The organism is Martinezella tropici (assembly GCF_003287875.1).
Classification (GTDB): domain Bacteria; phylum Pseudomonadota; class Alphaproteobacteria; order Rhizobiales; family Rhizobiaceae; genus Rhizobium; species Rhizobium tropici_C.
In genome coordinates, this window is the sequence record NZ_QMKK01000045.1 from 1 (window position 1) to 11,916 (window position 11,916).

Here is an 11,916-nt window from a genome sequence, read left to right on the forward strand (position 1 = left end):
TGGCCGCACACAATGAAACGCAGCGGCTTTGGAAAATTCAGGTGAGCCTTGAAAGCAGGATGGTCGCCGCCGTCGGATTTCCGCAGGTGGAAATCACACTGCCCGGGAAAAAGGAGCCGGTTCGTGCTTTCAGTCTGGAAGACATAGACCGAATATGTGGCGATGCAGCCGGGCATCAGGCCGTGAGGGCGCAAGCAATAGTAGCCTTTCGGAAGCGGCAGGAAGCTTGGGATCATCTGGATGACGTTTTGGGATATAGTCGGGCCGAGAAAGCCGAGATCCGATCCGATCGCATGGAGATGAAATTGGCTGATGCCCTGTGGGAGGAACCTGCCGTGTCGGTTGCGGGCGCTGTCGCGAAACTTCACGCCATCCTCGTCACCGGAGAGCAAGGCGTGTCTCAGGAATTCCCCTGGCCACAGATGCGCTCAGCGCTGGCCGATCTGGTACGCATCGGGCAGGCCCTGCAGCCGGGGTCGATTCATGCCCGGAAGTGACCGTAAAGGGCTCCCGGAACCAATCGCGGCGCATCATGAAAAGCCTGCTCGGGGAAACAGGACGGCAAAGCCCTTCGCGGCACGCTTGCGCCGGAGGCTGCCGTGTCTGTGACGCTTGCTGAACGCCTCGGCCATCTTCCCGAGAACAGACGCCGTGAACTGGAACGGATTGCACGAATCCTTTTCGATGAATTCGAGGACGTGCAAAAGAGCAAGCTGTCGGACAGGGAGAAGGGTGGACGTATCCTCAAACTGGTTCTCTTTGGCTCTTATGCACGCGGCGACTGGGTCGAAGAGGGCGAGGGCGATGATCGCTCCGAATATAACCTGCTCGTCGTCGTTACGACTGAAACCTTTGCCGATCCACGTTTCTGGTACTGGGCTGCGGATCGCTTCCTGCGGGAACTGACGGTCACCGGACATCTCACAACGCCGGTCAACTTCATCGTTCACTCCATCACGGACCTCAATAACCAGCTCGCGCATGGTCGGCCCTTTTTCGTGGACATCGCCCGCGACGGCATCCCGCTCTATGAGACGCCGGGTCTTCCCCTCGCCAAACCCAAGCCGCTGGATCCGGACGCCGCCAAGGCTGAAATGTTCAGGCATTTCGGCCACTGGTTCCCAAGCGCCATGCATCGCTTCGAACTGCCGAAGGAGGCAATGGGGCATGGCTACGGCCGCGAAGAACCTCCCGCGATCCATAACCTCTCCAGATATATTGAGGTAAAATTGCACCATATATCTTTACATGGTGCATAAACTGCCCTATGTTTTCTTATGGAAATGAGGGGCGCATGGGCAAACTGGTTCAAATCGGAAACATCATCATTCGAGTTTATGCGAACGATCATTTGCCCCCGCACTTCCACATCATCACCCCGGATGGGGATGCATTGGTGGAAATCGCGACACTGGAAATCCTGCGTGGTAAGCTCGCACGCAAGGCGCAAGACAACGCCCTCGAATGGGCAGCAAAGAACAAGGCGGCCATCGCCGCCGAGTGGAACCGGACCAATCCCCGCTTTCCAATCGCTTGAGGAAGGGAAACAGAAATGGACATGCCGCGAATTGAAAGCGTAACGCCAACGTCAAACATGACGCTGACAATCGAGTGGAAGGGTGGCGCTGAGGCTTCCGCAAATCTCGTCGGCTGGATTGCGACCGGCGGCGAATTGCTCGCCCCCCTCAAGTCCCCTGATGTCTGGAAAACTGCCGCGGTCGCCGACTACGGTGCAACGGTCGAATGGGAAGGCGGAGATTTGGCGATCGATGCCTATCACCTTTTCCAGATCGCCGAAGACCAGCGCGATTTTAATGCCGAGGACCTGCGGAAATGGCAGGAAGAGATAGGGCTTTCGAATAACGAGGCTGCGGACTTTTTAGGCGTCAGTCTGCGCACATGGAAGAACTACCGTGCCGGCGCTCCTGTCAGCCATGCCGTCAAGATGCTGCTGCGCGCAAGTCAGCGCGACCCGCTCTTGATGCATGCGCATTACCGGCCACGTCAGAATGGCAGGCCGAAAGCTGCCTGAGGAGAAACCCAGCATAAGGGACAATTCCTGGCACTGATCGGGACCGATAGATACAGATTGTGCGCGTGGCCGATGGCCAGCGCGATTTGCGTAACCTTCTTAAAAACTGAAGATCGCCGTTGGTACTCGATGTCGTAATTCGGCTTGACTTACCTATAGGTGTAAATATTATGCGTAGAAGACATGACTGCACGCCTTGCGGGTGACGATTCCTACAATTTAAATGCTCTCACACAGGCATATGCGAGTGACTTCCGTCAGCATATGCCCTGTTCGACGCCTTGTCTTCGTGCATCACGATCGACTGATTTGCTCAAAGTCTCTTCACTTTATTGGCGAGGGGTGTGCAATGAACGATACGATCTTCCAGAGCAAGCTTGCGGATTTACCCATCAAGCGGCGCCGCTTCCTGCAAGGCGCTGCAGGCCTGATCGCAGTCACCGTCCTCGGGCCTCCAGGGAGGGCCATTGCGGACCAGTCATTGGGCAATTCAAAAGCCGTTCAGGCAGCCACCCCCGGCGTCGCCAGGGAACGGATCGATGGCCACGCGAAGGTGACCGGCCAGAAGGTGTTTGCCCGAGACTTCAATTCCATCGATATGGGTTGGGGGCGCGACCAATGGTATGCACTCTATCTGCCGGCTTTGACAACAGACCACAAGTTCCTGAATGTGGATTTGAGTTACTTGCCGGACGAGGCAAAGCCAAAGCGTGTAATCCTCGGTAATCAGCTCAAATCCGCGGTCAGGGCTGCTCCACTGGCCCGATATCGCGATCTGCAGGTCGAAGCCGAGGCTCTTGACCAACACGAAAAGGGGGCGACGGAACTCTTCAAGACCCCGCTCCCGGCGTCGGCTACAGCTTTTGCTGCAAAAGGCTCTTCGTCGGTAGAGTTCGATATCATCGTTAAGCCCGGCAATGTCCCGAACTTTCTCGGCCAAGCAGTCGCTTTGCTCCTCTTCGACAAGCGTGAGACTTATCGGGCAGCAAAGCGCCTCATGCAATTCAACGATGCCAGCTTCCAGGTTTATGCATTGGATGATGCTTCCTCACAGAACATGGGAGCACCGTGGTCGCCTCAAACGACCTATGTAAAGTATTTCGAACAAGGCGAAACCTTCAGTTACGCTACTGCCGATCCGGCGACGTATTCGCAGAAAGTCCCCTCCTATCGCGACAAGATCGATCAGTATCTGGCACAGAACCCCGACCTGATCCGTCAGCCATTCACCGTTGATACACAAGCCATGGATCCGATGTTCATGGAGCCGGAGAGCGGGCTTGCCTATTATGACAGCAAGGCTCAAAGCCTGGCTCTCGTGCTCGGGACGCAGTCGCCGGATGGCGATGTCTCAAGCGCCGCATCCATGTTCAGCGGGGGTGACTCGCCGATCGTCGTCAAGGAAGTGATACTTCACAGCTGTTATCCCGGTGGTGGTTTTGGGGGCCGCGACAGTTCGCCCTTCTCTCAATTACTGGCTTTGACCGCTGCATTTTCCGATGGAGCTCCCGTCAAGCTTGCCCATGATCGATTCGAGCAGTTTCGCTATGGACTGAAGCGCCCGGGAGCGGCGATCAAGGGTGAGCTGGTGGCCGGATCCGACATGAAATTGCGCCTGATCGAAGCGACAATGAATTTCAATGGTGGTGGGCTACGCAACCTGTCCCCCTATGTTGCCAATCTGGCGGCACTCTGCGTTGGCGGATCTTATGAATTGCCGATGGCGAATGTCTTTGCCCAATCAAAACACACGAAGGACATTACTGGTGGCTCTCAGCGCGGGTTCGGTGGCCCGGAAGCCTTTCTTGCCATCGAAACAGCGCTCGATGATATCGCGACATCCAAGGGGTGGGACCCTATCGCGCTGCGGCGCGCCAATATTGCTGACACCGGAGGTCGAACCATCGTCGGTGGTCCGATCGATCAGGAACTACGTCTTGGGGAGATACTTGATCGAGCGGAGGCCCATCCGCTGTGGGCTGATCGGGATAAGATAAAATCCGATTATGCTGCTCGCGGTTTGACCTACGGCACGGGCATAGCCTTGTCGATGCAGGCCTATGGAACTTCCGGTGACGGAATGGTTGCGGCGGTTTTGATTGATCCTGATGGCAGTTTGATGGTTCAATCCGACGCGGTCGACATGGGAAATGGTTCGGCGACGACATTGGGGGTGGTTATCGGGCCAATACTTGGCGCCAACGCGTCGGCCGTCGACATGGGTGGTTATCGTTTGTTCGGTCAAACCGGGCTGACTACTAAAGGCAATGGAAGCGATTGGAATAATCCGCACTGGACAGCCAAAGGTGTTGGTTCCTCTTCTGCCTGTCTGACTGGCCTCCATCAGGTCCACACCGTCCAGCAGACGGCACTTGCCCTGATGCAGGCAAGTGTCTTGCCTGCCGCCGCGTCGATCTGGGGAAGACAGGAACTTGGCCTTGACGATGTCAGATGGGCTGATGGACGGTTGACTTTGGTCAAAGGTGGTGCCGAACCCATTGCATGGGCGGATCTTGCAAAGCTCATTTACGCCAAAGGATTGCCAAAAGGGGCGCTCGGTCATGCGTTCATTCAGGGAAGCTGGGTCGAGGCAGATTTCGCAGGACCAAGCGGAACCATGCACCTGCAGCTCGACGGCCTGTCCTTCTACCTGCCGAATGTGAAGGATCCGACATTTGTTGGCCGAACGAATACGATGCCGCCACCCGCGATCGCCCAGCGTTATTCCCGTTATGTCTGGGCGCCCTGCGCAAACGTCATCGGGCTGACGGTCGACAAAAGCAGCGGTTCAGTAAAGATCGAGAACATCCTTTCCGTCCTTAATGCCGGCAGATTGTTCGTGCCACAGCTTGTTTCCGGACAAAGTCAGGGCGGGATTGCAATGGCAATCGGCTACGCGTTGATGGAAGACATGCCGAACGGCATGGCAGGGCCTGCCGACGGAACCTGGAACCTGAACCGCTATCATGTCCCCCGTTGGAGCGATGTGCCATTGAACACGGCTTACGAACCCGGCAAGCGCGCGCAGGAATTGGTGACGTTGCCGGAAAGCGCAGGGGACCGCGGAGCAGGCCGCGGTATTGCCGAGGCGGTGATGTGCTCTGTCGCGCCGGCGATTTCCAACGCCCTGCATGATGCATTGGGGCGGCGTTATACGTCGCTGCCTATAACGCCGGCGAAAATTTTGGAGGGACTGCAGGCATGACGATTTCCTTCAAAGTCAACGGCATCACCCATGAGGTGGAATCCGACCGCGCAGACGATCGATTGATCGACTTTCTGCACGATGATCTCGGTCTATCCGGCACCAAATTCTGTTGCGGGATTGGCGTCTGCCGGGCCTGTACGGTTGCTTCCGTTCGAGCTCCCAATGAAACGGCCACGCCGGTCATCAGCTGTTCAACGGCATTGGCGATGGTTGATGGTACGGAGATCACCACGATCGAAGGCGTTACGCCCAGCGATGGACTGCTGCCCATTCAGGAGGCATTTCTTCGAGAGTTCTCGTTTCAATGCGGCTACTGCGCTCCCGGCTTCGTCGTGGCATCACAGATATTTCTGGATGGCTTGCGGCAATTGGGAAGCCTGCCAAGCGACCTCGATGCGGCAATCGAACAGGCTGTCGGGTCCCATATCTGTCGCTGTACCGGCTATGTTCGCTACTACGATGCCATCCGCAAAACAGCCGAAGCGATGTTTGCGAAGGAAGGATCGCAGAATGGCTAGCTCTCTCTTCCTGCGCAAAGGTCTGTTCTTCTTGCTGCTGCTTTCAGGGGAACAATTATTTGCAGGCCAGTCACTGGCGGATCAAGTCGATATGGGTTCGACGAGAGAGCTATATGGCGCGGAATGCCGCAAGCAGGTGGGTGACATCCCCGAATTCGCCTGCAGTGACGGAGTTCCCGTGCCGATTACAGTCGATGGGAAGAGCGTGCCGGCGACGAAGAGTATGGTATGCGATCGGCCCGCCTTGCTTCCGAATGGCTCGGGTTCTGACGGGCAATGTGTGCCCAATTCCCGCATCCTGTCCTTATCGACGGAGACAATGCAGATCGCCGTCATGTGTCGGCAAAAGATCATTCGGCCGGCGGATAAAATGGAGTTCGATGAAATCGATATTGTCGCTCATAACCCCAAGACCGGTGCGACGTGCTGGTTTCAGGCGGAAGGAAAGCCCAGTCAACCCGTCAGCGGCGAGAAAGTACCGTCTCCGACATCCCAGCCTTCGAGCCCATTTTGGAATGCACCGGAGATCACATTCAAAGACGGCTGCGGAACCTGTCACGACAATGACCCCTTCATGTTCTCACCGTTTGTTGGGCAGGTCTGGAACCGCATGCCAGTCAACCCATTCGGGCCGTACTACCATGTGGATCTTCCTTCACCTCATCGAGTTGGCTTCAGCGGTTGGCCAACCCGGACCCTCAACCCGACCGATAATACGTGCCTCGGCTGTCACCGAATTGGCATTGCCGAAACGTGCCGGCAATTGACGGATGAGATGACTGGGCGATTTCCTGAAGGAGCCGACGATTGGGCACGTCGCTTTCCGGGCTCACATGCGATGCCACCTGATATTGGCATCACGCAGACCAGCTGGAATTCGATCTATAAATCCTCCGTGGATCAGATCAGATCGTGCTGCCAGAAACCTGACCAGCCGGCATGTCGCATAACTGCAATTCCGGCCTATCCGCCACCGAACTGATGATAGCGCTAGGCGGGCGTGATTGATAGCGCGCTCAAGAGCGCGCTATCGATATTCGTGATTCCACGTGACAAGAAGTGTAGGAAACCTTTTGTGGCAAAGTTATTCGACCGCTTTTCCCCGCGGCGCGAAGCGCACGTCCAGCGATCATTCTTTGTTCATTCAAAACTTTCGGATCATGATCGGTGGGCTGGTCGGATCCGGATCGCCATCGAAGAAAAGATAGATCGCCGCGATCTTACCGTCCTTGGCGATGATGAAATCCGTGCCTGCATATGCAGGTCGTTCGCCGGGCGCACCGGCCACCCATTTCACGCGGCCGGCCCGCTCATGCAGAACGTCCGCCGCGGCGATTGTGGTGTACGCAAATGTCGGATGCATGGCGCGAATGACTCCGGCGATGCGGACGATCTCGTCGCGACCACGATAGATCCCGTGCGGTTCCACGAATATGGCGTCTTCGTGAAGGATTTCCTCCGCCACGTTCCGGCGGAGGGCGTCGTCGCCCTCCCCAAAAATGCCCTGTAGATTCCGATCGAGCAGCGTTGCAATGTCTGCCATGATCATTCTCCCTGATATGACGGGTCAGATCTGGACGTGGCCACCGTCGACGAAGAGTTCGATACCATTGATGAAGCTGGCATCGTCGGAGGCAAGGAAGAGGACAGCCTTGGCAATCTCTTCCGGTTGCCCGATGCGGCCGGCAGGAATAAGGCTCGCAAGATAATTCTTCGTGTTCTCCGCATTCTCACCGCTGCCGAAGAGTTCGTTGAGGCCGGCGGTTTCAGTCACGCCAGGACTAATTGCATTGACGCGAATACGGCGATCCTTCAGATCGAGGATCCAGTTGCGGGCGAAGTTACGCACGGCAGCCTTGGTTGCCGAGTAGACGCTGAAGGCAGGCGTGCCTGAAGTGCTCGTCGTCGACGAGGTGAGGACGATCGAACCACCATCACGCAGGAGCGGGAGCGCCTTTTGAACGGTGAACAAGGTGCCCTTCACGTTGGTATCGAAGGTCTTCTGGTAGTGTTCTTCGGTAATCGCGCCGAGAGATAGCATCTCGCCGCCGCCGGCATTCGCGAAAACCACATCGATGTGCGAGTGCTTCTGTTGAACTGCGTCATATAGACGATCGATATCGACGAGCTTGCTCATGTCGGCCTGCACGCCCGTGATACGGCCTCCGATCTCCTGGATGGCGGCATCGAGCGCTTCCTTGCGGCGGCCTGTGATGAACACGGATGCACCTTCCATCGAGAAGGCCTTTGCCGTCGCAAGGCCAATACCGCTCGTGCCACCCGTTACGATGACGACTTTGTTTTCAAATTTCTTGCTCACTGTCATGCTCCTTTGTTGCGGCCCACACGCCGTTGAAAGGAACATGACAGCAGAACGATGCTGCAAACAGACGGCAAATTTGGTACTCATCGTTCCAAATGGAGAACGATGATGAGATCTGACTTGAATGATCTGGTCTATTTCGCCGAGGTTGTCGCTCATGGCGGGTTCGCAGCCGCGGGGCGTGCTTTGCGCGAGCCAAAATCGAAGCTTAGCCGGCGGGTGGCCGGACTTGAGGAACGTCTCGGCGTGCGCCTGATCGAACGGTCGAGCCGCCGCTTCCGGGTAACCGATGTAGGTCAATCCTTCTACGAACGTTGCAAGGCAATGCTGGCGGAAGCCGAGCGCGCCGAAGCGCTTGTCGCGGAAGCACAATCAGAGCCGCATGGTCTGATCCGGATGAGTTGTCCGACAGGGCTGGTCGAACCGATTTCCCCCCTCCTGACGCAATTCCTGACGCAGCACCCAAAGGTGCGGCTGCAGCTCGTCGCGATCGACCGCCCCGTCAATCTCATCGACGAGCGGATCGACGTCGCATTGCGCGTCCGAACGTCGTTGGATGGCGATGCCTCGCTAACGATGCGCTCGTTAGGCAACTCGATCCGCATCCTGGTCGCAAGTCCGCAAATTGCCGGACGCATCGGGGACATTGAAGCTTTGGCGAGCGAACCTACTCTCTCGACCACGGATGATCAGGGCGAGGTAAACTGGTTTCTCGAGACGGACGATGGCCGAACCCATACGCTCAGGCACGAGCCGCGAGTGGGCAGTGCAGACTTTACGGCCGTGAGGGCCGCCGCGCTAGCTGGTCTGGGCGTGGCTCTTCTCCCGGATCACACATGCAGACAGGCTCTGGAAGAGGGAAAGCTCGTACGGGTCCTTCCCGCCTGGCATGGCATGAAGGGTCTCGTTCACCTGGTATTCACCACCCGCCGCGGTCTTCCTCCAGCCGTTCGCAGGTTCATCGACTGCCTGGCCAATGGCTTTCCCAAGGATGCGCTTATCTGATGCTCTGAGCCAGTAACCATAGGGCTCTCGAAATTGTCGCCAGCGCCTCCAAAGATGAGGGCACGGCAACGTTTGCCATGCCAGGGGCGACGCGAAGGTCCATGCAACATTCCCTCGCATTCCAGCCAGATCTGGTGAGGGTGAAGCAATCCTCAAGACTCGGTGAGAGCATCGTTACAATGCCGACGCACCAAGTTGACGACCGTAAGCAACGGTGCTTCTGCCAATCACGATACGCTCCTTCTCATACTGCTTCAGAGCCTGCTGGAGATCCGAATGTCGTTGCAGCTGAAGGCGCAAGGCCCGGACATCCGCCGCGGCCTTTGCAACACCCATGGCCGTATGCGGACGAGCCACGAATGCCGCATCGCCTATCAGAGCCACGGCACTTCCGACCATGCGTTGGGATTCGTAGTCCCATATCGCTTGGATCCAGGGATTTGCCTCAGCCGCGACTGCGAGCGCGAACGGCTTCGGGAGCATATCATCGGCGTCAGCACGAAGGCGTGCCCTGTCCTCTCTTGATAATTCACCTTTCGGCAATGAGAAGAGATAGGATCGGCCCGACGTACCCGTAAACAGTTTAGGCAGTTCCCTTTGGTCGACGAAACGATACCAAACCCAATTGTAGCGGCGATTTCCTTCGGAAATCTCTCCTCCTGGACCGGGTACCAAATAGCCGAGCACATGGTTTCCTGGAACGACGTAGAAGGCGAAGTTTCCGATGAGCGTTCTGGCGGCCTGGGGCAGGTCGTCTTCCGGGATGAGACCGCGCCAGGCGACATATCCGGCGTACCTGCTTACGGCGTCCGTGTTGATGGTTGTGCGAACGGTCGAGCTGACGCCATCCGCACCAATGACGAGATCCGCGCTCTCGACAGACGCGTCATCAAACTCAAGGAGAGAGCCGCCGGCTTCTTCGCGGACAGCCGTGACCGGCTTTCCAAGAACGTAAATCCCGGGATCGAGCCGTTCGGCCAGTGTCTTGTAGAGCAGATCCCAGGAAATCTGGGTTTGCGGCATATGGGCTCGCCGCGCGATCGCCCCAGATCGTTCATACCAAATGCGGTCGCGAGAAACCACGCCGAACGTTGCCAGGTGTTCGACGCCGATCTCACGAAGAATATGAAATACCTCGCTCTGCGGCACCAACCCTGCTCCTCTGCCGGCAAACCCGGAAGAAGATCGTTCGTAGATTTTCACGTCGTGCCCATCGCGAGCAAGAAGGATTCCGGCAAAAAGGCCCGCCAGGGAGCCTCCCACGATACGAATGCGCATCGGTCTCATTTCGCCCGCCCTCCATTGACCGATTGGATCTTGGGCCGGCTGCGTCCCAAGCTGCGGATTGCGAGTGCGACCAGCCCAAGCGCCCCGCCCAGGATACTCACGCCAGCCCACCCTTGGTAGGACCAGGCAGCGGAAGCCAGCGCGGCACCGGCAGCGCCGCCGAGAAACATCGCAGTCATGAAGATGGTATTGATACGGCTGCGTGCGTCCGGATCGAGCGCGTAGACAATGTGCTGGTTCGAGACCAACGCGCTCTGGATGCCAAAATCCAAAACGACGACCCCGATTACCAATACAACGAGCGAGCTCCAGAAGCCGAACATCAACCAGGCTGCAATGGTGAGGAAGGTTCCGAGCCAGACGACGAAATGCGGCCCCTTGCGATCAGCAACTTTTCCCGCCAGCGGTGCAGCGAAAACTCCAACAGCTCCCACTATACCAAACAGGCCGGCAATATCCGCACCTAGGTTGAACTTTGGAGTTGCCAGGTAAAGTGCCAGCACCGTCCAGAAGGCAGTGAACGAACCAAAGAGCGCAGCTTGCACCAGTGCGGCCGTGCGAAGTTCGCCCTCACGCTTCCACAGATGCACAAGAGAGCGTAATGCATTGCGATATGCCATCCGAGAGGCGGGAGCATGAGCGGGAAGCGTAAGGTACATCAAGCCGGAGGCAAGGAAAGCCATCGGCACTCCAAGCCAGAACATCTCACGCCAGCCGAAATGCTGCCCCACAAAGCCCGACAATGTCCGGCTGAACAAGATACCAGACAGAACACCTGCCATCACCGTTCCGATGGTCGTTCCACGCTTCTCCGGCGTGGCAAGTGAGGCTGCAAACGGTACGATCTGTTGTGCCACGGTTGAACTTGCTCCGACAACCAGTGATGCAAGTACCAATGCAAACGCAGTCGGGGAAAGTGCCGCAAGCACCAATGCCACAGCCAGTACGAGAAACTGCCCGATAATGAGTTTCCGGCGGTGGACAATATCGCCCAGTGGCAAGAGAAACAGCAGACCGAGAGCATAGCCCAGCTGCGTTGCGGTGGGTATGAAACCAGTCATGGGATCATTGCCGAACTCGGTTTCGATGATCCCGATCATCGGCTGGTTGTAATAGATGTTCGCGACGGCAATACCGCTCGCGGCAGCCATAGCGAAAAGCGTAGCCTTTCCAAGCTCTGCTTTGGTTCTGGGAGTATGTTTGGCGTTGACATCCATGGCATTCACCTGCTTTAGGTTAGGTTTGCGAGATATCTAGCTTTCTTAAGTTGGATCGATTCAGCAGTCTTGGACGTTCTGCCTTCATACCGAAATTCGATAAGTGAACACCGATGATATCCTGGCCTTTACGATGGTGATTAGGTCAGGAAGACCGGCTATAGCCGGAAGACAATCAGGGTTTGGGTGATGGCGGCTGCCCAAAAAGCGAGCCGCTCTAGGAGCAAGAAGCGCATGGGATCAGACGTCTCCATCAGACAACCCGACCCATGCCCGTAGCCCTGAGAAGCGAAGGTTTTCCCGTTTGCTTCGATCTCTATTTCCGT

At 56.9% G+C, this 11,916-nt stretch carries 12 protein-coding genes; 8 read left to right on the plus strand and 4 right to left on the minus strand.

Going from position 1 to position 11,916, the window contains the following annotated elements:
- The 7 genes from DQ393_RS19730 to DQ393_RS19760 all read left to right on the plus strand — a co-directional run.
- A partial coding sequence (locus DQ393_RS19730; protein WP_112343433.1) for a hypothetical protein occupies nucleotides 1-497 on the plus strand: 497 nt, incomplete at its 5' end.
- Nucleotides 498-599: 102 nt separating this feature from the next.
- Nucleotides 600-1,259 (plus strand): nucleotidyltransferase domain-containing protein, encoded by a 660-nt coding sequence (locus DQ393_RS19735; RefSeq protein WP_112343434.1) that lies wholly within the window; start codon nucleotides 600-602, stop codon nucleotides 1,257-1,259.
- Between the two features lie 35 nt (nucleotides 1,260-1,294).
- Nucleotides 1,295-1,537, plus strand: coding sequence for a DUF4160 domain-containing protein (locus DQ393_RS19740; RefSeq protein WP_112343435.1), 243 nt, complete (start codon nucleotides 1,295-1,297; stop codon nucleotides 1,535-1,537).
- A 15-nt stretch (nucleotides 1,538-1,552) separates the two neighbouring features.
- Nucleotides 1,553-2,032, plus strand: coding sequence for a DUF2442 domain-containing protein (locus DQ393_RS19745; RefSeq protein WP_112343436.1), 480 nt, complete (start codon nucleotides 1,553-1,555; stop codon nucleotides 2,030-2,032).
- A 349-nt stretch (nucleotides 2,033-2,381) separates the two neighbouring features.
- Complete coding sequence (locus tag DQ393_RS19750) at nucleotides 2,382-5,237, plus strand: xanthine dehydrogenase family protein molybdopterin-binding subunit (RefSeq protein ID WP_162737068.1); 2,856 nt, start codon at nucleotides 2,382-2,384, stop codon at nucleotides 5,235-5,237.
- On the plus strand, nucleotides 5,234-5,758 hold the full coding sequence (locus tag DQ393_RS19755) for a (2Fe-2S)-binding protein (RefSeq protein WP_112343438.1): 525 nt from the start codon (nucleotides 5,234-5,236) through the stop codon (nucleotides 5,756-5,758). Before DQ393_RS19750 ends, DQ393_RS19755 begins: the two co-directional genes overlap by 4 nt.
- Entirely contained in the window at nucleotides 5,751-6,740 is a 990-nt protein-coding gene (locus DQ393_RS19760) for a hypothetical protein (protein WP_112343439.1), read from the plus strand. The genes DQ393_RS19755 and DQ393_RS19760 overlap by 8 nt, the downstream gene beginning before the upstream one ends.
- Before the next feature lie 162 nt (nucleotides 6,741-6,902).
- On the opposite strand, the gene DQ393_RS19765 is transcribed toward DQ393_RS19760, so the two are convergent.
- Nucleotides 6,903-7,301, minus strand: coding sequence for a nuclear transport factor 2 family protein (locus DQ393_RS19765; protein ID WP_181592390.1), 399 nt, complete (start codon nucleotides 7,299-7,301; stop codon nucleotides 6,903-6,905).
- A 24-nt stretch (nucleotides 7,302-7,325) separates the two neighbouring features.
- Entirely contained in the window at nucleotides 7,326-8,078 is a 753-nt protein-coding gene (locus DQ393_RS19770) for an SDR family NAD(P)-dependent oxidoreductase (RefSeq protein ID WP_112343440.1), read from the minus strand.
- Between the two features lie 108 nt (nucleotides 8,079-8,186).
- Between DQ393_RS19770 and DQ393_RS19775 the strand changes: the two genes are divergently transcribed.
- On the plus strand, nucleotides 8,187-9,086 hold the full coding sequence (locus tag DQ393_RS19775) for a LysR substrate-binding domain-containing protein (RefSeq protein ID WP_210209432.1): 900 nt from the start codon (nucleotides 8,187-8,189) through the stop codon (nucleotides 9,084-9,086).
- 174 nt (nucleotides 9,087-9,260) lie between these two features.
- Here DQ393_RS19775 and DQ393_RS19780 read toward each other — a convergent pair whose 3' ends face one another.
- Nucleotides 9,261-10,373 carry an FAD-dependent monooxygenase gene (locus DQ393_RS19780; protein WP_112343442.1) on the minus strand — a complete coding sequence of 371 codons (1,113 nt, stop codon included), beginning with the start codon at nucleotides 10,371-10,373 and terminating at the stop codon, nucleotides 9,261-9,263.
- Nucleotides 10,370-11,590: an MFS transporter gene (locus tag DQ393_RS19785; RefSeq protein WP_112343443.1), complete on the minus strand. Its 1,221-nt coding sequence runs from the start codon at nucleotides 11,588-11,590 to the stop codon at nucleotides 10,370-10,372. Before DQ393_RS19785 ends, DQ393_RS19780 begins: the two co-directional genes overlap by 4 nt.
- Nucleotides 11,591-11,916: the final 326 nt, after the last annotated feature.